The sequence below is a fragment of the Agromyces sp. GXS1127 genome (assembly GCF_050565425.1).
GTDB lineage: Bacteria > Actinomycetota > Actinomycetes > Actinomycetales > Microbacteriaceae > Agromyces.
On record NZ_JBOCIG010000007.1, the window covers coordinates 125,969 to 148,717 of the forward strand.

Sequence of the window (22,749 nt, forward strand, 5' to 3'; positions counted from 1 at the left end):
AGCACCTGCTCGAGTTCGCGAAGCGTGCTCGCTTGGCGAGCCTTCGCGGGCTCGACGAAGGACTGGCGATTCGTGTGCTGCAGATACACGGCGGCTCGTCCTTCCTCGTGCAGGTCTCCGGGATGCTGCGCGGGTGCGCAGCCTTCGAACGTTAGCGGTGGGGCGGGGGTGGGGTCAATGGTGGGTTTCGCGGCATCCGGCCCGCCACCCCACGTTCGGGGACTCCCCCGCATCCCGACACGGCTGTCAGGATCGAGCGACCCTACCGCCGCGAGGACCCCATGAGCACCGAGCACGTCGCGACACCGTCGCTCGCGAACCGCCGCCCCGCGGCATCCGTCATCGCCGAATGCCTGCGCGTGCAGTCGACCGTGCCGCCGAACACCGCCGTGCAGCGGTTCTTCGGCGTCTCGCCGCTGGGACGCGACGCCGAGCCCTGGTACGTCGGAGCGCTCGGCGAACTCGAGGTCGCGCGACGCCTCGAGGCGCTCGGCCCGGAGTGGGTCGTACTGCACTCGGTACCGATCGGTACCGAGTCGAGCGACCTCGACCACGTCGTCATCGGGCCGGCGGGCGCGTTCACGATCAACACGAAGCACCACCGCGGGCAGCAAGTGTGGGTCGGCGCGAAGCGCATCCTCGTGAACGGCCAGCGCACCGACCACCTGCGCAACGCCGCGTACGAGGCGAAGCGCACGGCGAAGCTGCTGTCGGCGGCGGCGAGCGTGCCGGTCGGGGTCACGCCCATCGTCGCGATCGTGGGGGCGAGACGGATGACGGTGCGTGAGCGTCCGTCGGAGGTCGTCGTGCTGCGCGACAGCGAGCTCGTGCGTTGGCTGCGGCGACGGCGCGTGGTGCTGGCGCCGGAGCAGGTTCAACGCCTCGCCGCCGTCGCGGCGCAGCCCTCGGCCTGGCAGCGGATGCCGGAGGCCGAAGTCGTCGACCATGTCGCGTTCGAGCGGCTTCGCGTCGCGGTGGATCGGGCGAGCCGCCGGCGCGTCGGGTGGGCGTTCGGTCTGGTAGCGGGGCTGGGCCTCGTGGCGTGGGCGGCTCTCCCGCTCGTGTCGGGGGCGATCAGCGCGCTGTTCACGGGCTGATCGCGGAGGACGACACCTCGCTCGCCCCGCTCGCCCCGCTCCTCAGCTCGCTCCAAGTGAGGGTTCTGCGCGTGAGGCAGGCCTGCAACCTCGCTCTGACGCGCAAACCTCACTTGGAGGGAAGCCCGGGCTCTGAATCCGTGAGTTCTCGGCGGGACAGGCTGCCTGTTCGACAAATGGACCGGTTCGTATCAGGCAAACGGACGGATATCCCTTGCCGCAGACGCTCTGTCCGAGGACGAGGTCGGCGAGGCTCCAGGACGTGCACTCCCAGTCGACATCGCAGTCGCGGCGCTCGTTCTCAGCGCCCCAACGGAAGCGCTCCTGGCCGATCAGTGATTGGAGATACGCGGACCTCCGCCGCCCCGCGGCATCCGCCCGCCCTACAGCACCGCCCACCCGATCAGCTTCGCGAGGTACCCCACATCGAAGCCGCCGGCGAACTCGAACCGCACCCTGCCGAGGCCGCTGAGCCACACCTCGAGCTCTGCGTCGCGGTCGAGCGTGCCCGCGGTCTCGACCGAGAAGGCCTGGATCTTCGAGTAGGGCAGCGACGTGGTGTCGCGCTTCTTCCCGGTCATGCCCTGGATGTTCACGGCGATGATCCGCTTGTTCGTGAACATGATGAAGTCGCGCATGCCCTTCGCCGCGACCATCGACGTCTCGCCGTCGACGTAGAGGCCGCGGACGCTCGGCTCGATGCTCGCGACATCCGCCTTGGACAGCTTGACGAAGGTCCCGTTCTGGAAATCGATCACTCGTCGAGGGTAGGGCCGAGAGCGCGAGCCGCGCGGGTCGTTCCCTTCGCGCGGATCGCGTCGCGTCCGCGGCCGCGGGGCGTCGCCGTCCCGCCGTCGCCGGATCGCGTGTGCAGCAGCACCGTCGCGTGCGCGCGTTCGCGCGGGCCGCCGTGGTCGAGCAGGTCGGCGATGGTGAATCCGATCGGCGCGCGGCCCGAGACATCCGTCGGGATGTCGGCGACGTGCACCCAGACGTTCGGCCGGTCGGTCTGGACGAGCAGGAACTCGGTGACCAGCGCGTCGAGCGCGGCGGGCGAGACGTAGCCCTCGACGACGGATGGCGTGGGGGCGGGTTCTGGGGCGGGGCGATCGGACGGCGCGGGGACGGGTTCGGTCTCGAGGCGAGCGGATGCCGCGGGGGCGCGTCCGCCGTCCACGCGAGCGGTCGGCGCCGGCCCGAGCGCCGGCCGTCCGGAGGCGGCGGACGCCATGGCCCCCCTCGGGTCCGACAGCCCGGACGGCACGAGCCGCGGATCCGCGAGCAGGTCGGCGAGGTCCACCTCTCGGGCGTGGAGCGCGAGCCGCGGCGCGCGCTCGCGAACCCAGCTCCACAGCAGCATGGGGTCGACGTCGCCGCGGAGCACGCGGTCGGTCTTCTCGGCGATCCGCCGCCGCACGACCGCATCGTCGACCGCGACCGCCACCCCCGACACGGATGCCAGCAGCCGACGCGCATTCCCCGGCGACATCGGGCGCGAGACGGGCGTCGGCGCCGACACCGCCTCGTCGGGAACGACCCACTGCGAACCGATGCGATAGGCGCCGATCCCGCCGCTCCGCACCCGCTTGAACGCCGCGGCCCGCGAGATGCCGAGCCGCTCGGCATACTCGCGGACGCTGTACGGCATGACACAACAGTAACTGCCTTGATACGGATGTGTCGGGGTGTCGGGTCGGGCCCGCTGCCCGTTCCCGGTCCCGCCACCCCATCCGTCCCGTCCTGCCGACCGGCCCCGGCCCCGCCCGTCCACCCGCGCTGACTCGTCCTCCACAGGCGGCGGACCACCGAAGTTCTCCACAGGTGATTTCGCAGATGAGGAGGTGTTTCCGCGACATCCGAATGTCAGTGGGTCGGTGCAGCATGGACTCATGGATCAGCCGCTGCTCACCCTCGACCGCGATGTCGAGGCGCTGCGTTCGGCCTGGGCCGGCGCGATGCCGGCGGCCGGGGCGATCGCCGGCGTCAGCCAGGTCGAACTCGAGCAGATGAGCGACGCCGGGCTGGTCCGCGTGACCGACGCGCTCGCGCGCGTGCGGCGCGACGCCGATGCGCTGCTCGCGCGCGTCGCCGCCGAGGTCTCGAAGCGGTCGAACACCGAGCTCGGGCAGGCGAGCCTCGCCCGGTCGCAGGGCTTCCACAGTCCGGCGCGGCTCATCGCGGCCGCGACCGGCACCACCCAGAAGGATGCGGCCAAGCTCATCGCCGTCGGCACCGCCACCGCCGAACGACAGACCTTCGGCGGGGAGCGCGCACCATCGCGTCATCCGCACGTCGCGGCGGCGCTCTCCGCCGGCCGCATCGGCGTCGACGCGGCGTCCGCGATCACGTCCATGCTCGAGCGCGTGCGCGTCCACGCCGACCCCGATCTCGCCGCCGACACCGAAGCGGCCCTCGTCGACCTCGCGGCGCAGGTGCCGCTCGACCTGCTCGTGCGCGCGGTCCGAGAGGCCGAGGCCCGACTCGACCGCGAGGGCATCGAACCGCGCGAAGAGCAACTGCGCGCCGAGCGCTCGCTGACGATCCGAGAGGATGCCGCGGGCATGGTGCACCTCCGTGCTCGACTCGACCCCGAGACCGCCGCGCCCATCAAGGCCGCCGTCGAGGCGCTCGTGAGCGATGTGCTGCGGCGGCGTGAGGCGAGCCCGGTCGGAGCCACTCGGCGCGGGCCGATCGTCGACGACGACCGATCGATCCCGCAGATCCAAGCCGACGCGCTCGCTGCCATCGCCCGTCACGCGCTCGGCTGCGAACAGACCCTGGCGCCGCTCGCGAAGGTGACGGTCGTGGTCCGCCTCGACCACGACGCCCTCGTCGACGGGCTCGGTCAGGCGCGGGTCGACGGCCTCGACCAGCCGATCTCCGCCTCCACCGCGCGCCGCATGGCCGCCGACGCCGAGATCATCCCCGCCGTTCTCGGCGGTGAGAGCGTGCCGCTCGACCTCGGCCGGTCCGCACGACTCTTCACCAGGGCCCAGCGGCTCGCGTTGGCCGAACGCGACGGTGGCTGCGCCTGCTGCGGCCAGAACATCACCTACGTCGACGCGCACCACATCAGGTGGTGGGAACGCGACGCCGGCCCGACCGACCTCTCGAACGGAGTCATGCTGTGCTCCTTCTGCCACCATCGCATCCACCGCGAAGGTTGGGCCATTCGCGCCGGCCGATCCGAGGTGTGGTTCATTCCTCCCCCGCACGTCGACCCCGCCCGAACTCCCCGCCTCGGCGGCCGCGCGCGCTTCGCCGTGCCCGCGTCGCGCGCGGCTGCGTGAGGCCGCACACGGCTGCATGCGAGGCCGGCGCGGCGAAGGCGCCGGGTCCGAGCAACAGGCGGCCACCGGCGGACGAGCACAGCCCGCGTCGCTGCAGAACACGGCACACGGCGTCCCGTCAGGACACTGCGGACGACGTCGCATCAGGACGCGGCGCACGGCGCCGAGTCAGGACGCCGTGCGTGCGAACGCCCGAGCAGCCTCGAGATCGCGACGCGCGAGCCGCACCGCCTCGGCGGCGAGCTCGGCGGCACGTCGCGCCATCCCGATCACGCGGTCGCGATGATCGAGGTCGACGACCGCGACCTCCGCGGCTGAGCTGCCGAGATAGTGACCGAGGTCGATGCGGAGGTGCTCCGACTCCGCCAGCCGCGCGAACGCCGCCGCGCCGACCCGGCCGGGATGCCCGACGACGGCGTCGCGCGCGAGATCGAGCTGACGATCGGCGTTCGCGACCGCATCGTGCACGTGGGACGCCGGCAGCACCCGACGAGCCCCACGCTCTCCGTCAGCCGCGAGCGCGGCGGTCAATACCGCGTGCGCCTCGCGCAGCCGCTCGAGGTGACCGATCGGGTCGGTGTCGACGCCCGCGACCGGAAGATCCGCGAGCACGCTCTCCAGCACGACGATCGCATCGGCCACGGCCCGCGAGCGTGTTGCGGTCCCCGCGGATGCGGCGCGGTCAGATCGGTCCGCCATCACCGCAGCCCGCGAGCGCGATGCCATGGCCTCGGGTGCCGGTGCCGGTGCCGGTGCGGGTGCGGCAGCAGGTGCGGGCGCGTCAGGTGCGGGCGCCGGTGCTGCACGCTCACGAGCACGCGACCCGACCGCCGTTGGGCCTCGCGAGTGCGGCGAAGCCGCCGCGACGGCGAGGGTCCGTCGCGCCTCGACGACGAGCTCGCCGAGCTCCGCCTCAGCGCGCAGGGCGTCGATCTCGAAGCCCTCGACGGCGTCGAGCAGCGACTCCGCCCGACGCACCGACCGAGCGGATGCCTCGAGCGCCACGAGCATCGCGTCGCGCTCATCGGCCTCGAGCCGACGCACGGCCACGGCGAGCGAGTGCTCGGCGAAGCCGAGCTGCCGGGCGGCTTCGGCGGGACCGGACGCCACGTCGACCAGCGCTCGACGTGCGTAGCGCGCCTCGAGCCGAGCGAGCGTGGCACGAGCCTGCGGGATGCGGGCGCGGAGTCGCTCCACGTCGACCCGCAAGCCGACGATCGCCTCCGGCGCTCGGCGCGCACGCGCCATCCGATCAGCCAACGCCGACGTCTGCTCGAGCAGCACCCGCTCGATCCACTCGCAGAGTTCCAGGATGCGGATGGTGCGCGCACGAACGTCCTCGGCCGTGCCGGGTATCGCATCGCGATTCAGCCGGTCGAGCCGGAACGCCTCGCCCAAGCGGTCGCGCGCGACGACGAGCAACGCCGCCGTGCGCGCGGTCGCGATGTCCGTCCCCAGCACGGCTTCGGCGAAGCCGAGCTCCTCGGCGGCGAGCCGGATGCGCTCATCGGCGGCGAACAGGGCCGACCCGACCCGCTTCGCCTCCGCGGCGTCGCGGGCCTCGAGTTCTCGTGCGCCGCGCCGGCGCCCGGCCCAGAACCCGGCCATGCACCGATTTTACGAGCCGGACGGATTGCACGCCATGAGCCGCCCCGAGGGCGGGGCAGGGGCAGGGGCGGGCGCGGTCGCGGTCGGCGCACCCGGCCGCGTGGCGCAGGCCCCGGCCTGGGCACTCCTCCCCCACCCGCGCCGCTAGTCGAAGATCCCGTCGAGGATGCTGCCGATGACGAGTCCGCCGAGGATGCCGCCCATCATGTCGCCCCCGCCGCCGCGACGACCGCCGCCCCACCCGGGACCGCCCGGGCCGCCCCACTGCCCCGGATCCTGCGGACGCGACGAGTCGATGTCGCGCCGTGCGAGCTGCAGCGCCTCGCCCGCAAGGTACGCGGCACGACGCGCCATCGTCATCGCCTGCTCGCGATGGTCCTCGCCGATCGTCGGCACGGTCGCGGCCGGCAGTCCGAGGAAGCGATCGAGGTCGAGACGCACGCGCTCGCCCTCGGCGAGCCGGGTGCGCGCATCCGCACCGATCCACCCGCGGTGACCGGCGATGACGTCGCGGGCGACGGCGAGCTGCCGGTCGGCGTCGTCGATGGCGTGACGCACGTGCTCCAACGGCGGGATCGGACGGGCCGCACGTTCGCGCGCGGCCGCGATCGCGGCATCCAGCCCCGCATTCGCCTCGCGCAGCCGGGTGAGCTGCGAGAACGGGTCGGTGTTGACGCCCGCCGCCGGGAGGGCCGCCAGCGCGGCCTGGAGCTCGGCGACCGCGGCGGAGACGGTCGGCGAGTGCGGTTCGCGCAGCGCGACGACGATGTCCTCGCGCGAGTCCTCGACGATCGCGGCGAGCGTCGATTCGGCCCGCAGCGCCTCGACCTCGAACGTCTCGACCGCGTCGAGCAGCGTCGCCGCGCGGCGCACCGACTCGGTGGCCGCCTCGAGCGCGAGGTTGGCCTGCTCGCGCTGTCCGGCAGCGCGACGGCGTTCCGCGACGCCCACGCCGTGCTCGGCGAACCCGAGCAGCTGCTCGGCCTCCGCGGGGTTCGCCTCGACCTGGGCGAGCGCCTGCGGCGCATATCGGACGGCGAGGCGGTCGACGATCTCACGCGCCTGCGGGATGCGCTCGCGGAGCAGCGCGACGTCGCCGCGCACCCCCGCGATGATCTCCGGCGCGCGCCGCGCCCGGGCGATCCGCTCGGCGAGCTCCGCCGTGCGCTCGTCGAGCACGTCCTCGGCCCACTCGCAGAGCTGCACGATGCGCGAGTTCCGCGCCCGTAGCTCCTCGGCGGTGTCCGGGATGTGGTCGTGGTTCAGCTGGTGCAGCCGGAACGCCTCGCCGAGGTGCGTGCGCACCGCCGCGAGCGCTTCGCGAAGAGCGGATGTCGCGTCCGCGCCGAGTTCCGCCTCGGCGAAGTCGAGCTCGTCGGTCGTGACCCGGATGCGCTCGTCGGCCGCGACGAGCTCCGTGCGAGCCCGCTTCGCGAGGTCGGCGTCCTGGGCCTGCAGCTCCTGCTGCGCCTCGAGCTCCTCGCGCTTCCGCTTGCCCCAGAATCCGGCCATTCTCCGATCCTACGGTCGCCTCGGTGAGCGGATGCCGCGTGCCTCCCTCACCCGGCCGCGCCGGCCGGCGCGCGCCCCGCGCAGCCCGCGACCGCCGCACTTGCTGAACTCAGACCGTCCCGACCGGCGGCCACACCCCGATGATGATCCCCATCACCACGAGCGTCACGAGCTCGTGCGCGATGTTCAGGACCGTCAGCGACGACGGACGCCCCTCGAACGCATCGTGCGTGATGAACCGCGCCGCGGTCAGGCCCGCCCACAGGATGATCGCCGTGAAGACCGCCGCGAGCAGGTAGCTGCCGCCGTAGAAGTGCCACGCGATCGTCGAGGCGCCCGCAAGCACCCACGCCGTCACGAAGCTCACCAGCACGGTCACGACGATCGGACCCACGGCGCTCGAGCCCGGACGGTCCATGTCGACCCCCGCGAGCTTCGACCATCGCGTGCCGAACACCCCGCGGGCGTACCAGATCGAGCCGACGACCATGCTCGACAGCGTCGCGAGCAGCACTGCCCAGTAGTTGATCTCGGGAACCGTCATCTCCGCCTCCTCCTCGGGCGACCGGAGGCCGCCGCGACCGTGTCCGGGTGCTCTGGCCGCGAGCGTACTCGCGGTGCGCCCGCGCATGCCATGGCTCGCCGAGATGCCACCCGACGCGGCATCCCGCCCCTCGATCCCGCCGCAGGTGGCATGTCGGCGGGCGCGCCGAGCGCGCGAGAACCGGCTGCGGCGTGCGGCGCGCCGGCGCGACATCCGCCCTATGCTTCGAACCCAGGGGGTGCGCGATGTCCGACCGGATGCCGAAGTCGCTCTACAAGGACGCACTCAAGACGTTGCAGGCCCAGCTCGTCGAGATGCAGGCGTGGGTGCAGCAGTCGGGCGCCCGGGTCGTCGTGATCTTCGAGGGGCGGGATGCCGCGGGCAAGGGCTCGGCGATCAAGCGCGTGTCGGAGTACCTCAACCCGCGCGTGACGCGCATCGTCGCGCTTCCGGCGCCGAGCGAGCGCGACAAGACGAGATGGTACTTCCAGCGGTACGTGCCGCACCTGCCTGCCGCGGGCGAGATGGTGCTCATGGACCGCTCCTGGTACAACCGCGCGGGCGTCGAACGGGTCATGGGGTACTGCACGAACGAGGAGTACCAGCGGTTCCTGCACCAGGCGCCGATCTTCGAGCGGATGCTCGTCGAGGACGGCATCATCCTGCTGAAGTACTGGTTCAGCGTGTCCGACGTCGTGCAGGAGGAGCGCTTCCGTTCCCGCCTCGAGGACCCGATGCGGCGCTGGAAGCTCAGCCCGACCGACCTCAGCTCGATCACCAAGTGGGAGGACTACTCGCGCGCGAAGGACACGATGTTCCTCCACACCGACATCGCCGAGGCGCCCTGGTACGAGATCGAGAGCGACGACAAGCGGCGCTCGCGCATCAACGTGATGGCGCACATCCTGTCGAAGGTGCCGTGGGAGCAGGTGCCGCACGAGACGATCGAGATCCCCGAACGGCCGCCGGCCAGCGGCTACGAGCGGCCGCCGCGCGGGTGGAACAACGCGGTGCCCGACTACGCGCGCGAGTTGGAGAAGCGCGCGGCGTCGGCCGACTAGCCCGACGCTGTCAACCGCCTGCCGGCGGGATGGCCGACGTGACAGCGTGGGGTGCTCCGACGGAAGGAGCACCCGCATGACCGACATCTCCAACGGCTTCCTCGACCCGGGCGACAACACGGATTCCGACCGCGACGAGCTGCCCATGACCCAGGTCGACGACGAGGCCGTGCAGGCCCACCTCGACGACGACGAGACCGGTACGGATGTCCCGGAGGGCCAGGGCTCCGGGATCGGCGGCGAGACGACGCGACTGCCGGAGGACGACAGGCGCTGACCGGCGGCGGGCCCTGACCGGCGGCGGGCACTGACCGACGGCAGGGACCGACGGCAGGGACCGACCGGCATCGGCGGGCACGAGCGGCGAAGCGAACTTCGCGGCCGACGCGTCGAGCGTCCGGCGAGTGCGGCGCGGACCGACTCCGAGCCGGCCGAGGCGCGCGAGCCGGGTGCCGGGTGCCGGGGCGGCCGTCGAGGCCGGGGCGCAGCGACGGGTACCGGATGGCGCGACCGTCCGCTATCTTCGGCGCGTCAGGTTGACGCGACGCGAGACGGAGACGGCATGGGCCAGGACCAGCGACTCGGATTCCTCGCCGCCGATGGGCTCGACGGCTGGCGGGTCGCGTACTGCGGGCCGATCGCGCGCTTCGCGACGGGTTCGGTGCGCGACGGCACGGCGTTCGCGACCGCGGTCACGGCACTCGACGCGCTGGCGCAGCATCCGCCGCTGATCGACATCCGCCCGGACGGCGTGATCGTGCGCCTCTGCGCCGACCTCATCGACCTCGACGACGGCGCGGCCGATCGCGCACGAGCGGTCACGGCGATCGCCCGGGAGCACGGCCTGACCCCCGAGCCGCATCGAACGCAGGACGTGCAGGTGGCGATCGCGACGAGCCGGCCCGTCGACGAGGTCCTGCCCTTCTGGCGCGCCGCGCTCGGGTACGCCGACCACGTCGGCGACGACCTCGTCGACCCCCGCGGGCGCGGACCGTCGGTGTGGTTCCAGCCGCTCGACCCGGCGAAGCGGCTGCGGCACGCGATGCACCTCGACCTCGCCGTACCGCGCGAGATCGCCACCGCACGTCTCGAGGCGGCGCTCGGTGCGGGCGGCCGGGTCGCGTCCGACGCCGAGGTCCCGCAGTTCTGGACCTGCGCCGACGCCGCCGGCAACAAGGTCGACCTCGTCACCTGGCCCGACCTGCCCGTGCAAGAGGACGACCCGGCATCGCCCGCTCTCCTCGAGGTCGACCGGGGTGGAGTCGGCGGCACCGTCGGCTCGGTCGGGGCGCATGCCGCGAACGAAGCGGGTGCCATGAGCGAGGCGGGTGCCACGGCGGCCCCCGAGCGCCTGGCGGATGCCGCGCCGCCGGCCCCCGCGCGGATCGCACCGCTCGTGACGGCGGGGCCCGCACCGCTCGTGGCGGCGGGGCCCGCTGAGCTCGCGCGGGGTGAGGCGATGTTCGGCGCCTTCCGCGCGGCATCCGATCTCGACGACTGGCCCGTCGTGTTCTGGGGGCCGACCGCGTGGTTCGACACGGGGTCGCTCGCGCGCAGCGCGGCGCTGGCGGCCGAGTTCGCCGGGCTCGACGGCGCCGATCGGCTGCACCTCGACCTGCGCGCCGACGGCCTGGCGGTTCGACTCGCCCGCGATCTCACCGAGCTCGTCGAGTCCGACCTCGACGTGGCGAAGGAGATCTCCGCGGTCTCGGCGACCTTCGGCGCGCGCCCCGACCCGTCGAAGGTGCAGGTCGTGCAGATCGCGATCGCGTCGAAGGCCGAGGCCGGGGTGCGCCCGTTCTGGCGCGAGCTCTTCGCGTACGCCGAGCACGGCGACGAAGACCTCGTCGACCTCGACGGCCGCGGTCCGAGCCTGTGGTTCCAGGAGCTCGAACCGGAGAAGCCGCTTCGGCACGCGTTCCACCTCGACGTCTCGGTGCCCCGCGCGGTCGGCCGGGCACGTGTCGAAGCGGCGCTGCGCGCCGGCGGGCGCATCGCCGCAGGCTCAGAGGAAGGCGGCTGGTGGACGCTCGCCGACCCCGCGGGCAACAAGGTCGACATCGCGATCTGGGCGGATCGGGACGGCACCGGTGAATGATCGGCGTGAGGCCGGGCGCGCGCACGGCGAGTCCGCACCATCCGGAGCCGACCGCGTCGACGGCCGACTGGCTGATGCCGCCATCGGCGATGTCTGCTGGCTCGCCGCGACCTGCGACGAGTGCGGTGCGCTCGTCGAGGGAGGCACGTGCTGGAACTGCGGGACTCGACGCTCGGGGTGAGCCGGCGGCCCGACCGCTCCTCCACAGGATGGTGCGACGGCGATCGACGGTCCGATCCGGGCGCAGCGGGCTGAGGTGAGCGCGGAACCGCGATGCTCGGCGCATGCCCAGTCGAACCGGTGCGCCGCGCGCACGACTCACCCTCCGCGTCGAACTCGTCACGATCGACGGCGATCCGCCGTGGCGGGCGATCAGCATCGATTCCACGGTCGGGCTCGACCGGCTCGCCGATGCGATCATGCTCGCCTTCGGCTGGACGGGCGCAGGGTCCTGGCGGTTCGGCACGACGCACACGCCGTGGTGGGGGCGCGAGGCCGATGCGTGGGGGTCCGGCATCCTCACTCCGGCTCGCCCGATCGCGCGCCGGTCGGACGGGGGCGGATACGGCCCCGGGTCGGACGGGTACCGGTACGGCGCGGCCGGCTACGGGTACGACGAGGACCGATATGCGGGTGATCCGTACGGCTGCGACGATCGCGCGTCCGAAGACGACCGCGGGTGGAACGTCGGCCAGGTCGTCGAACGCTTCGGCGGCGAACTCGAGTTCGAGTACCGCCAGGTCGACCTCGGGCGCGTGGAGGGCACCGGTCCCGTCGGAACCGGTCCGACCTGGCGCCATCGCGTCAGGCTCGACTCGGGGCTCGACGCGGCGACGTCGGACACGGCTGCGCCGACCGCCGCTCTCCTCGGCGGCGAGGGAACCGTGCCCCGGAACGGAACGGAGGCGGCGTACGGCGAGCTCGGGGATCCCGTGGACCGTGCGGCGCTCGACCACGAGTTCGAGCTGATGTTCGGAAGCGACGCCGCCCACCGGCCCGCCGGCGACGCGAGCTGGCGCCCGCTCGACGCGGCGATGAGCGGGTCGAGCGCTCCCGGTCGCCGCGCGCTCCGCATGGACCTGGTCGCGCTCGGCGTGTTGGAGCCTCCGACGCTCGACGCCGAGCAGGTCGTCCACGCTCTCGCGCCGATCCGGCAGCTGCTGCGGGCCGCCGCAGATCCCGACGGGGTCGACGTCGATGCCGCGGGGCCGCTGGGCGATGACCTGAAGGCGCTTCGGTTCGCACGAGTGCAGAAGGGGATCATGAGGACGTACGTTCCGGTGCGCGACACCCTCCTCGGCGACCCGGTCGCGCTCTGGCACACCCTCGCCGCACGGCTCATGGAGGACGGACGAACCGGCTCGCACCGTTCTCGGGCCGACGTCGCCGAGCGCGCGGTCGACCTGGTCTGCGGCGACCGGGACGTGCGTCGCTTCGCCTTCGACGAGGCCCACCGCCGTGCCTGGTCCGCGAGCCGGAGCAGCGAGTTCGGACCGGCCCGACTGGACCGGTTGCTCCGAGTGCTCGAACTCGTCGACGGCGACGGCCGCATCGCCCATCCGAACGCGCGAGCGTTCGGACTCGCGATGCTCCGCGGCGGCCGCGGGGCGCTGCATGCGTAGTGCGTGCGTGCGGGTCGCGACGCCGGGTGCGTCGCGCCGGCGGAGCGATCACCCGCCCTGGCGGAGCGGTCATGGTCCTGGGCAGCGGTCACCGTCCGGCGCACCGGTCACCGGGTGAGGCACACCGCGGGCAGGTCGAACCAGCGGAGATGCTCGAAGTCGGCCGAGAGACGTGCCGGCGCGGCATCCGTCGTCGTCTCACCGGGAGCGGCTGCGACGCCGGGCGCCGCTGCCACGCCGGGCGCCGCTCCGTCGGCGGAAGCGCGTGCGTCGGACTCGCCGGGTGCGGCCGCGAAGATCGCCTCGGCCAGGTACCCGGCGAGCGCCGACTCGGGTGCGCGGTCGTCGTTGTGCGGGTACACGAGGCGCCCCTCGGCGTCGTACGACACCTGCGAGAGCCGGAGCGGCGGCTCGACCGGGCCGCGGCGGTGGTGCCAGATGCCGGACGTCGGATCGAAGGTGTAGTCGGGCAGCATCCGCCACCCCTCGCGCGCGACGAGCTTCACGGCCTTGACGAGGTAGTCGAGGACGCGCTCCGAGATGAAGTAGTTGAAGTTGATGCGCACCCAGCCGGGCTTGATGCCCTCGCAGCCGCGCGCGATCTCGCGCTCGAACTCGTGCGAGCGCTCGATGTCGATGCCGAGCAGTTGGTGTCCGTAGGGGCCGGCGCAGGAGCATCCGCCCCTGGACTGGATGCCGAACAGGTCGTTCAGCAGGGCCACGATGAAGTTGTGGTGCAGGTACCTGCCGCTCGGCGCGCGCACGACGAACGACACGATCGACAGCCGCTCGGCCTCGAGGTTGCCGAGCACCTCGATCGCGGGCTCGTCGTGCCACGCGGCGATCGCGCGGCGCAGGAAGTCGTCCTCGAGTGCGCGGATGGTCGGCACGCCGACGGCGTCCTTCAGGCCGAACACGAGCCCGGCTCGGATCGACTCGACGATCGCGGGCGTACCGCCCTCCTCGCGGTGGGCGACGTCGGCGAGGTATTCGTGCTCGGTCGGGTTCACGAAGGCGACGGTGCCGCCGCCCGGGACATCCGGCACCCGGTTCGTCGCGAGCTCGCGCCGCATGACGAGCACGCCCGGCGTCGACGGGCCGCCGATGAACTTGTGCGGGCTGAGGAAGATCGCGTCCTTGTACTGCCCGGTCGCGAGCGCCACGGCCGGGTCGCCGTGGGTCATCTCGATGTCGACGTACGGCGCAGCCGCCGCGAAGTCCCAGAACGACAGCGCGCCGTAGGCGTGAAGCAGCGCCGAAATGCCCGCCGTGTCGCTCACGATGCCCGTGACGTTGCTCGCGGCCGAGAACGAGCCGATCTTCAGCGGCCGGTCGACGTGACGCACGAGCTCGGCCTCGAGGACGCGCCGGTCGATGTGCCCGTCCGGGTCCTGCGGGATCGTCACGACGTCGGCGATCGACTCGCGCCAGGGCAGCTCGTTCGAGTGGTGCTCGAACGGGCCGATGAACACGACCGGCCGCTCCTCCGGCGGGATCGACGCGGCGAAGTGGTACCGATCGTCGAGGGCGGATGGCACGCGCAGCCCGAGCATGCCGATGAGCTTGTCGATCGCGCCGGTGGAGCCCGCACCGGTGAAGATCACCACGGTGTCGTCGTCGCCGCCGACGGCGTCGCGAATGGTGCGGCGCGCGTCCTCGCGCAGGCGCGTGGTCTGCAGCCCCGTGCCGCTCGACTCGGTGTGCGTGTTCGCGTACCGCGGCAGCACCTCGTCGCGGATGAAGTCCTCGATGAACGTCAGAGCCCGGCCGGATGCGGTGTAGTCGGCGTAGGTCACGCGCCGAGGGCCGTAGGGGCCCGGAACGACCTGGTCGTCGCCGATGACGGACTCGCGGATGCGTCGCACGAGCGGGGCGTCGCGGAGCGCCCGGCTCGAACCCGGCCCGCCCTGGCGGCCGGAGCCGGGGCGGCCGTCGTTCGCCTCGCTGAGGTCCACCCGAGGAGGCTAGCGCCGCAGCCCGCCCACCGCTAGGACGAGGGTCCCGCGCCGCCGGTCCGCCGACCTCGGCCGCGCTGGTTTGGTCTCGAGGCCGCCGTGCCGAGGCTGCCGTGCCGAGGCCGCCGTGCCGAGGCGCCCGACCGCGGTCCGCCCGCTCGGCCCCGCGGCCATGCGGCCACTCGGCCATTCGGCCGCTCGGCCGCTCGGCCGCTCGGCCGCTCGGCCGCCGGCCTCAGGCGCCGGGCCGCTCCTCCTCGAGCCGCGTCGACTCCCGCCCCCACCACGTCGTGAGGTCGACGCCATGGTTCTCGGAGTCGGCGAGCGTCCACCATTCGGGCGCGAACGATTCGTCGACGATCCGACCGCCCGCGGCGAGCGCGGCCTCGATGCGCGCGTGCACCTGGTCGTGCGGCACGCAGACGTCGACGTGCATGCGCCCGCGTCGCGGGCCGACCTGCTCCGTCGGCTGCAGGAACACGGACGACCCGCGGCGCAGCGGATCCACGAGGTGGGTGTCGTTCGGCCTCACGTACCCGAGCACGGCCGTCCAGAACGGGGTCACCTCGGCCGAGGGCGGAGACGCGACGGCCGTCTGCACGACCTGCAGCACCGAGACATCCGCCACCAGGCCGTGCTCCCTCGCGACGCGCGAGACGACGCGGGCGACCTCGACATCGCGCGTGCTGAGGTCGCGCACGTCGCGGCTGATCAGCTTCACGGCCACGCCCTCGTGCCGCAGGTCGATGTCGGGCTCGTGCGCGACGACCTCGTCGAGCGCCGTGATCGCGGCGACGAACCGTGCGCCCGCCGCATACGACGTCGCGCGGAAGAAGGCGTGCGCGCCCCAGTAGAGCACGCGCCAGTCGTCGACCCCGTCGGCGTCGTGGAACTGCTGCGGCGAGATCGGCTCGGGTCGGGCGCCCTCCGGTACGGTCGGCTCCGGCCGGGCGCCCTCCGGCGCGGGTGCGGCATCCATGCGCCCATGATCGCGTCACCCGCCGACACCCGGCCGATCCCTGCGCCGGCGATCCCCGGGGCGGCGCCGCCCCGAGAGGAGGAGAATGAGCGGGCAGCGTCGGCGCGATCCGACCCGTCGATGGCGACACCCCAGGAGGACATCATGAGCGCTGCGAGGAGCATCAACGACACGATCCAGCACGGAGGGTCCGCTCCGTGGGCCGATCCCGGCTGGAGCGGGGCGATGGCCTTCACCGGCCCCGTGCACCTGCACGACGGCTTCGAGTCGGCCCCGCCGCAGTGGCGTGCGCATCGCCTGCGCTCGCTGCTGTCGCGCCGCTTCGCCCGCGGAGGCGGGCCTCATGGCCGAGCCGACTCCTGACCACCAACGCCGCGTCGACCGCTACCTCGTCGACCTCCTGGTCGGCGACGATCCGGCGCTCGAGCAGGGTCTGGCGGATGCCGCGGCCGCCGGGCTTCCCGCGATCGAGGTCACCCCGCTCGCCGGGAAGCTCCTGCACCTCATCGCGCGGATGACCGGCGCGCGACGCGTGCTCGAGATCGGCACGCTCGGCGGCTACTCGACGACCTGGCTCGCGCGCGGCATCCCGGCCGACGGTCGCGTCGTCACGCTCGAACTCGAGCAGCGGCACGCCGACGTCGCGCGGGCGAACCTCGAACGGGCGGGGGTCGGCGACCAGGTCGAGATCCGCCTCGGACCGGCGGCGGAGTCGCTCGCACGAATGGCCGAACGAGGCGAGGAGCCGTTCGACCTGGTGTTCATCGACGCCGACAAGGAGTCGGGCGCGACCTACCTCGACTGGGCGGCTCGGCTCGGGCATCCCGGCACGGTGGTCGTCGTCGACAACGTGGTCCGGGCGGGCGAGGTCGCCGACGCGACATCCACCGACCCGATGGTGCGGGGTTCACGGCGCGCACTCGACCTGCTCGGCTCAGACCCGCGGTTCGAGGCGACCGCGCTCCAGACGATCGGCGCGAAGGGATGGGACGGCCTGGCCGTCGCGATCGTCGCCTGAGGCACGACCGGCCCGGACCCCCTCAATACCGCCAGCGCACGAGGTCGGCGACGTCCTCCGGCACGTGCTCGCCGTACGCCTCCCACTCGTGCTGGCGCACCGCGACGTACGCGTCGACGAGCACGTCGCCGAACACGCCCCGGTAGAACTCGCTCGACTCGAGGCGGTGCAGCGCCGAGCCGAGGTCGGCGGGCAGCGGGCGGATGCCGGCGCTCCGGCGTTGTGCTGCCGTCAAGGTCGAGGGATCGACATGCACCGGCTTCGGCGGCGCCGCGTCGCGTGCGAGGCCGTCGAGGGCGGCGCTGAGGATGGCGGCGAGCGCGAGATACGGATTGGCGGCGCCATCCACCGGCTTGATCTCGATGTTGGACTGCTCGGCGCCCATGCCGGCCTGGCCGGGAACGAAGCGGATCGCGGCCTCGCGGTTGCCCGGGCCCCAGCAGATGTCGGCGCCGGCCCAGGCGTGCGGCCGCAGCCGGGTGAAGGAGAGCACGCTGCCGCCGAGCAGCGCGACGCCCTCCTCGAGGCGGTCGAGGATGCCCGCGATCAGGTTGGCACCGAGCGGCGCGACGCCGAGCTTCGCCTTCGGGTCGACGAAGACGTTTCGGCCGTCACGTCGCGCCGAGAGGTGCACGTGGCATCCGTTCGTCGAACCGCCCACGATCGGCACGGGCGCGAACGAGACGAGGAGTCCGTGGCGCTGGGCGAGCCGCGTCAGCACGACGCGGGCGAGCACGAGGTCGTCGACCGCGGCCATCGGGTCGCGTGGCGCGAACGCGAACTCGAGCTGTCCGGCGCCGAACTCGGGATGCATCTGCTCGACCGGCACGCCCGCCACGTCGAGCGCCTCCAGCGCGGCGAACGCGAACGCCTCGATCTCGAGCAGGGCCCGCGTGGAGTACGCCGGACCCGTCGTCGCGGGGACCGGCGGCTCGCCCTCGACGGGCGACGGGCGGAACACCGTGCACTCGAGCTCGAAGCCGACGAGGAAGCTCAGCCGGGCATCCTCGGCGTCGTCGACCACGCGCCGCAGCGCGGTGCGCTGGCAGGTCGGATGCGGCGTGCCGTCGAGCGCGAACAGGTCGGCCGGCGCCCACGCGATCCGCGCCTCGCGGTCGAGCATCGCCATCGACGACGTGTCGGCGATGCCGCGCAGGTCGCCCACCACGGGGTCGACGTCGGGCGTCGCGTTGAGGTGGTCGTCGACCGAGAACAGCACGCCCGCGCTGTTCGAGATCGTGACGCCGTGCGTGCTCGCCGACAGCAGCCGCCGATGCGGCAGCACCTTCACGCGCGAGATGCCCGCGTTGTCGACGTGGCAGACGAGCAGGGCGCGGATGTCGTCGAAGCGCACGGATCGGTTCATCCCGGTCTCCTCACCCGCCGGGATCCGGTTCGGGGAAGGGGGCGGTCCCGGCGCTCGGGATCAGTATGCACCCGGCGCGTTTCGGGCGGTTTTCGACGGGCGGGCGGCACCCGCCGGCTCACGCCGAGGCGGGCTCGCCCTTCAGCTCGGAGTACCGCTGGGCGTGGACCTGCGCCAAGTCGATCGAGCCCGTGATCAGCGCCTCGGCGCACTCGCGTGCGACCTCGTCGAGCTCGAGCTGTCGGCTGGTTCCCTCGGCGCTGGCCTGCAGTGCGCGCTTCAGGCGGTCCCGGTCTTCGTAGATCATGGTCTCCTCTTCTCGGTCGTCGGAGCGATCATGACGTCGTCGTCAACCGGTGCAGAGGAAGATACCGCGTCCCGCCGTCACCGCAAAGCGCAGCGCGGACGTGTCGTCGTCGCCCTCCGTCCCCCTCTCGAGGCCGTCCGGTTCAGGCGGACCGACGCGGTGCGCCGCCGCGACGGTCGGGGCGGGTGCCGTGGGTCGCAACCGGCCCCGACTGTCCGGTCTGCGTCGGTGACGCGCGGTTCGACCGCGCCTCAGGCGGCGGCCGACGGACGTTCGGCGCGCGCGAGGTTCGCCACGAGCTCCTCGCGGGTCTGCGGCACCACGTACGCCGGCTGGTCGCGCTCGACGCGCCAGCTCTCCGACAGCGGACCGACGTTCACGGTGTCGAAGCCGAACTCGTCGTACAGACGCTCGACGGTGGCCGCGGCATCCTCGAAGTCGCTCGAGGTCGCGAGCGCACGACGACCGGGCGTGCCTGCGGGGAGGCCGTCCGTCGTGATGTCCTTCGCCATGATGTGGTTGAAGCCCTTCGCGACGCGGCTCTCCGGGAGGTGCTCCTGGAGCATGCCCGAGACCGTCGCGCGACCCTCGTCGAGGGCCGGCACGTGGCCGTCGCGCTCCCAGTAGTAGTTGTTCGTGTCGATGACGACCTTGCCCGCCAGCGGCTCGACCGGGATCGAGGGGTACGCCCGGAACGGCACCGTCACCACCACGATGTCGCCCGCCGCGCCGGCCTCGGCCGCGGTCGCGGCGCGGGCCTTCGGGCCGAGCTCCGCGACGAGGTCCGCGAGGGTCTCCGGACCCCGCGAGTTGGCGATGACGACCTCGTAGCCGTTCGCGAGGGCCGCGCGCGCGACCTGGCTGCCGATGTGTCCTGCTCCGATGATTCCGAGAGTGGTCATGGTGAAGGGCAACGGATGCCGCGGGCGGACTGTTCCCCGGCGGCGACGTCTCTGCACGAACGTTCAGTCGCGCGGTACGGATGGCGCGGGCGGCCCGGGCGCGCCAACCACCGCTGGGCGGCTAACGCGACGACGACCACGACCAGACGAAGATGAGCAACAGGTACGCGATCACGGTGGTCGCGATGATGGACACGAACGCAATGCCGACAACCGTCGCGACGAGCACGGCCGCCCGTGACGCCCAGTTCGATCGGTCGGTCGGGCCCCGATAGGTGCGCCATCCGCTGCTCGCGCGCAGCATCCGGCCCGAGAGGGCGAACGGGACCGCCATCGCGACGCCGAGCACCGACAGCGACAGGCCCTGGTCGCCGCGCACGACGCCGACGATGACGAGCGCACCGCACCCGACGAGCAGGGCGATCGCGATGAAGAACTGCACGTGCCCGGCCCACCAGATGCCGCGGGCCAGCCGGTCGTGGTCGCGGGGCGGGCGCCGTCTCCACCACGGCGTCGGCGCGGCATCCGTCGCCGGGGCGCCGGTGGGCGAGGCGGATGGCACGGGTTCGCCGTGCGCGGCCGCCACCGCGGCATCCTCGATCGCCTCGTCGGCCGGATCCCGCCCGGATCCTCGCCCGCCCCGCGGCATCCGCTCGCCCACGCCCTCAGCGCACCACGTCGAACACGTTCTTGACCACGCCGTTGGAGTAGGCCTCGTGCTCGACGAGCTTCAGGGAGCCCTGCTCGTTGCCGTCGAAGAGTCGCTTGCCCTCGCCGAGGACGACGGGGAACACGAGCAGGTGGTACCGGTCGACGAGCCCGGCGGCGCCGAGGCCTTTCGCGAGCGTGGCGCTGCCGTGCACGATGACCGGGGCGCCGTCGCCCTGCTTGAGTTCGGCGACCTCGTCGAGCGAGCGCAGCACGGTCGTGTTGTTCCACTCGGGGTCGGTGAGCGTGGAGGAGACGACGTACTTCGGCATCGCGTTGTACTCGGCGAACTCCTCGGTCATGCTCGGCCAGACCGGCGCGAACTCGTCGTAGCTGACGCGGCCGAGGAGCATGGCGCCCGCCTCGAGCTGCTCGCGGCCCTTGAGCTCGTACGCCTCCTCGACGAACGGGACCTCCGTGAACGTCCAGCCGGCGCGCGGGTGGTCGCCGCCGCCGGGCGAGTCGACGATGCCGTCGAGGGTGATGAACTCGGTCACGATGAGCGTGCGCATGGGCCGTCCTTTGCTCGGTTCGGGCGAGGCGGGGAGTTCCGCTCTCATTCTGGACGTCGAACGGGCGCGGACGCGATCGACATCTCGGTGTGAATCGCGCGCATATTCACATAATCGTTCAACTAGTTGCATCTTCTAACGCAGCGTTACCCTTTTGTTACCGTCTCACGTTGACTCCATGTCGACCCGGCGGTCATGCTGTTGCAGCACGTTCCCACCGCGAAGCAGGCCAGAACAGGCCGATTCGCCCTCAACGGCGAGGATGTTCACTCTTGTCACTCACCACACAGACTTCACAGTCAGTCACACAAGTTCACAAGCCGAGACGCCTCTCCGATGGCACCTTCGCCTTCCTTCTCGTGCTCCCGGGCCTCGCGCTCCTGGCAGCGGTCGTCGTGTACCCGCTCATCACCGCGCTCGTCACCGCCTTCTTCGAGCAGAGCCTCGTGCTGCCGGGCCGGGAGTTCGTCGGCTTCGCGAACATCATCGACGTGCTCACGGGCGAGTTCCCGCAACTGCTCGCCCAGACGCTCATCTTCACGATCGGCACGACCATCGCGCCGTTCGTCATCGGCTTCGCGCTCGCCCTCGCGCTGAACACCCGCATCCGCGGCGGGAAGGTCCTCCGCGGGCTCATGCTCATCCCGTGGCTCGTGCCCGGCGTCGTCGTCTCGTTCCTCTGGATGTGGATCTTCAACGCCAACTACGGCGTCATGAACGCCCTCCTGCAGACGCTCGGCCTCATCGACGAGCCGCAGGCCTGGCTCGCGCATCCGACGACCGCCATGGCCGCCGTGATCATCGCCAAGACGTGGCAGTCGTTCCCCTGGATGATGGTCATGCTCCTCGCGGGACTGCAGACCGTGCCGCGGGAACTCCACGAGGCCGCCGAGATGGACGGCGCCGGCACCATCCGACGGTTCTTCTCCGTCACGGTGCCGCAGTTGAAGGGCATCATCGGCCTCGTCCTGCTGCTCGAGTTCATCTGGAACTTCCAGCACTTCGACATCATCTACGTGCTCACCGGCGGCGGGCCCGCAGGCAGCACCCAGACCTTCGCCACCGCGGTGTACGAGACCGCGTTCCAGGGCTTCGACCTCGGTCAGGCCGGCGCCATCGGCCTGCTCTGGATGGTCCTCCTCATGGCCCTCGTCGTCGTCTACGTCCGATTCTCCGAGAAGGGAGAGGAGCGTTGAGCGTGTCGACCGAGCTCCCCGCCGCCGACCCCGTCACCCCGATGCCCGCCGAGGTCGCGATGGACGAGGTCGCACCGCGACGTCGACGCACGACGAATGCCGACGGACTCCGTCCCGAGCGCCGCGGCGTCCGCATCGCCGCGTGGGTCGCGGTCATCGTCTGCGGCGGGTTCGCGCTGCTGCCCGTGTACTGGCTGCTCGCGACCTCGCTCACGCCGAGGACCGAGGTCTTCGCCTACCCGCCCCGACTGTTCCCCGCCGAGATCTCGTTCGACGCCTACACGGCGCTCGCGACGAACCCGGCGCTGTTCACCTACCTCCAGAACAGCGTCATCGTCTCGGTCATCACCGCGATCCTGTCCGTCATCGTCTCGGCGTACATGGGCTACGCGTTCTCGAAGTTCCGCTACCGCGGTCGCCGTTCGCTCATGTACTTCGTGCTCGCATCGCAGATGTTCCCGCAGGCGCTGCTGCTCGTGACGCTCTACACCGTCTTCGCGGCCTACGGCCTGCTCAATACGTACGCGGCCCTCGTGCTCTCGTTCACGACGTTCACGCTCCCGCTCTGCGTGTGGATGCTGAAGGGCTTCTTCGACACCATCCCCGACGAGCTCATCGAGGCGGCGCGCGTCGACGGCGCATCGCGCATGCGCATCATCCACTCGATCGTGCTGCCGCTCTCGGCGCCCGGGCTCATCGCGGCAGGACTCTTCGCCTTCGTCCGCGGGTGGAACGACTTCATCTTCGCCCTCACGCTCGCCGGCCCCGACAAGCAGACGCTGCCGCCCGGCCTCGTGAACACCTTCATCGGCGAGGCATCCACCGCCTGGCCCGAACTGATGGCCGCCTCGCTCGTGACCTCGCTGCCCGTGGCGATCGCGTTCATCGCCCTCCAGCGCTACCTCGTCGGCGGTCTCACCGCCGGCGCCGTCAAGGGCTGACGCCCGCGTCCCCACGATCCCGCCGAAACATCA

General features: G+C 72.2%; 22 protein-coding genes. 10 read left to right on the top strand and 12 right to left on the bottom strand.

Annotated elements, in window-relative coordinates; genetic code table 11:
- Positions 1-281 precede the first annotated feature (281 nt).
- Positions 282-1,097: a nuclease-related domain-containing protein gene (locus tag ACQ393_RS13760; RefSeq protein ID WP_430647426.1), complete on the top strand. Its 816-nt coding sequence runs from the start codon at positions 282-284 to the stop codon at positions 1,095-1,097.
- A gap of 383 nt (positions 1,098-1,480) precedes the next feature.
- Here the strand turns inward: ACQ393_RS13760 and ACQ393_RS13765 are convergent, their stop codons facing one another.
- Entirely contained in the window at positions 1,481-1,855 is a 375-nt protein-coding gene (locus tag ACQ393_RS13765; RefSeq protein ID WP_430647427.1) for a PH domain-containing protein, read from the bottom strand.
- A complete protein-coding gene (locus ACQ393_RS13770; RefSeq protein WP_430647428.1) occupies positions 1,852-2,745 on the bottom strand; it encodes a hypothetical protein in 894 nt (297 codons plus the stop codon). The genes ACQ393_RS13765 and ACQ393_RS13770 overlap by 4 nt, the downstream gene beginning before the upstream one ends.
- Positions 2,746-2,986: 241 nt before the next feature.
- Here ACQ393_RS13770 and ACQ393_RS13775 point away from each other — a divergent pair, with 241 nt between their 5' ends.
- Positions 2,987-4,387, top strand: coding sequence for a DUF222 domain-containing protein (locus ACQ393_RS13775; protein WP_430647429.1), 1,401 nt, complete (start codon positions 2,987-2,989; stop codon positions 4,385-4,387).
- A 168-nt stretch (positions 4,388-4,555) separates the two neighbouring features.
- Here the strand turns inward: ACQ393_RS13775 and ACQ393_RS13780 are convergent, their stop codons facing one another.
- The 3 genes from ACQ393_RS13780 to ACQ393_RS13790 form a co-directional block, all read right to left on the bottom strand.
- The gene (locus ACQ393_RS13780; protein ID WP_430647430.1) at positions 4,556-5,995 is read right to left on the bottom strand and encodes a hypothetical protein; all 1,440 of its coding nucleotides are present in this window, start codon (positions 5,993-5,995) and stop codon (positions 4,556-4,558) included.
- A gap of 144 nt (positions 5,996-6,139) precedes the next feature.
- Positions 6,140-7,507, bottom strand: coding sequence for a hypothetical protein (locus ACQ393_RS13785; protein WP_430647431.1), 1,368 nt, complete (start codon positions 7,505-7,507; stop codon positions 6,140-6,142).
- 109 nt (positions 7,508-7,616) lie between these two features.
- Positions 7,617-8,051 (bottom strand): DUF1761 domain-containing protein, encoded by a 435-nt coding sequence (locus tag ACQ393_RS13790; RefSeq protein WP_430647432.1) that lies wholly within the window; start codon positions 8,049-8,051, stop codon positions 7,617-7,619.
- Positions 8,052-8,296: 245 nt separating this feature from the next.
- Here ACQ393_RS13790 and ppk2 point away from each other — a divergent pair, with 245 nt between their 5' ends.
- The 4 genes from ppk2 (at position 8,297) to ACQ393_RS13810 (ending at position 12,832) form a co-directional block, all read left to right on the top strand.
- On the top strand, positions 8,297-9,112 hold the full coding sequence (gene ppk2, locus ACQ393_RS13795) for a polyphosphate kinase 2 (RefSeq protein ID WP_430647433.1): 816 nt from the start codon (positions 8,297-8,299) through the stop codon (positions 9,110-9,112).
- Positions 9,113-9,188: 76 nt separating this feature from the next.
- Positions 9,189-9,389 (top strand): hypothetical protein, encoded by a 201-nt coding sequence (locus ACQ393_RS13800; protein ID WP_430647434.1) that lies wholly within the window; start codon positions 9,189-9,191, stop codon positions 9,387-9,389.
- A 285-nt stretch (positions 9,390-9,674) separates the two neighbouring features.
- Positions 9,675-11,210 (top strand): VOC family protein, encoded by a 1,536-nt coding sequence (locus tag ACQ393_RS13805; RefSeq protein WP_430647435.1) that lies wholly within the window; start codon positions 9,675-9,677, stop codon positions 11,208-11,210.
- A 284-nt stretch (positions 11,211-11,494) separates the two neighbouring features.
- Entirely contained in the window at positions 11,495-12,832 is a 1,338-nt protein-coding gene (locus ACQ393_RS13810) for a hypothetical protein (protein WP_430647436.1), read from the top strand.
- A 107-nt stretch (positions 12,833-12,939) separates the two neighbouring features.
- On the opposite strand, the gene ACQ393_RS13815 is transcribed toward ACQ393_RS13810, so the two are convergent.
- Both ACQ393_RS13815 and ACQ393_RS13820 read right to left on the bottom strand, forming a co-directional pair.
- Positions 12,940-14,787 carry an aminotransferase class V-fold PLP-dependent enzyme gene (locus tag ACQ393_RS13815; RefSeq protein ID WP_430647437.1) on the bottom strand — a complete coding sequence of 616 codons (1,848 nt, stop codon included), beginning with the start codon at positions 14,785-14,787 and terminating at the stop codon, positions 12,940-12,942.
- A gap of 235 nt (positions 14,788-15,022) precedes the next feature.
- Positions 15,023-15,766 carry a VOC family protein gene (locus tag ACQ393_RS13820; RefSeq protein ID WP_430647438.1) on the bottom strand — a complete coding sequence of 248 codons (744 nt, stop codon included), beginning with the start codon at positions 15,764-15,766 and terminating at the stop codon, positions 15,023-15,025.
- Between the two features lie 144 nt (positions 15,767-15,910).
- Between ACQ393_RS13820 and ACQ393_RS13825 the strand changes: the two genes are divergently transcribed.
- Together ACQ393_RS13825 and ACQ393_RS13830 are read left to right on the top strand one after the other, a co-directional pair.
- Positions 15,911-16,129, top strand: a complete 219-nt coding sequence (locus ACQ393_RS13825) for a hypothetical protein (RefSeq protein ID WP_430647439.1) — start codon at positions 15,911-15,913, stop codon at positions 16,127-16,129.
- Entirely contained in the window at positions 16,110-16,784 is a 675-nt protein-coding gene (locus tag ACQ393_RS13830) for an O-methyltransferase (RefSeq protein WP_430647440.1), read from the top strand. Before ACQ393_RS13825 ends, ACQ393_RS13830 begins: the two co-directional genes overlap by 20 nt.
- A 22-nt stretch (positions 16,785-16,806) precedes the next feature.
- Here ACQ393_RS13830 and ACQ393_RS13835 read toward each other — a convergent pair whose 3' ends face one another.
- The 5 genes from ACQ393_RS13835 to ACQ393_RS13855 form a co-directional block, all read right to left on the bottom strand.
- Entirely contained in the window at positions 16,807-18,150 is a 1,344-nt protein-coding gene (locus tag ACQ393_RS13835; protein ID WP_430647441.1) for a hypothetical protein, read from the bottom strand.
- A 118-nt stretch (positions 18,151-18,268) separates the two neighbouring features.
- Complete coding sequence (locus tag ACQ393_RS13840; RefSeq protein ID WP_430647442.1) at positions 18,269-18,457, bottom strand: hypothetical protein; 189 nt, start codon at positions 18,455-18,457, stop codon at positions 18,269-18,271.
- Between the two features lie 251 nt (positions 18,458-18,708).
- Positions 18,709-19,359, bottom strand: coding sequence for an NADPH-dependent F420 reductase (locus ACQ393_RS13845; protein WP_430647443.1), 651 nt, complete (start codon positions 19,357-19,359; stop codon positions 18,709-18,711).
- A gap of 121 nt (positions 19,360-19,480) precedes the next feature.
- Entirely contained in the window at positions 19,481-19,945 is a 465-nt protein-coding gene (locus ACQ393_RS13850; RefSeq protein WP_430647444.1) for a hypothetical protein, read from the bottom strand.
- Between the two features lie 79 nt (positions 19,946-20,024).
- Positions 20,025-20,579, bottom strand: a complete 555-nt coding sequence (locus ACQ393_RS13855; RefSeq protein ID WP_430647445.1) for a dihydrofolate reductase family protein — start codon at positions 20,577-20,579, stop codon at positions 20,025-20,027.
- A gap of 359 nt (positions 20,580-20,938) precedes the next feature.
- On the opposite strand from ACQ393_RS13855, the gene ACQ393_RS13860 reads away from it, so the two are divergent.
- Both ACQ393_RS13860 and ACQ393_RS13865 read left to right on the top strand, forming a co-directional pair.
- Positions 20,939-21,775, top strand: a complete 837-nt coding sequence (locus tag ACQ393_RS13860) for a carbohydrate ABC transporter permease (RefSeq protein ID WP_430647446.1) — start codon at positions 20,939-20,941, stop codon at positions 21,773-21,775.
- Between the two features lie 59 nt (positions 21,776-21,834).
- Positions 21,835-22,716 (top strand): carbohydrate ABC transporter permease, encoded by an 882-nt coding sequence (locus ACQ393_RS13865; RefSeq protein WP_430647592.1) that lies wholly within the window; start codon positions 21,835-21,837, stop codon positions 22,714-22,716.
- Positions 22,717-22,749: the final 33 nt, after the last annotated feature.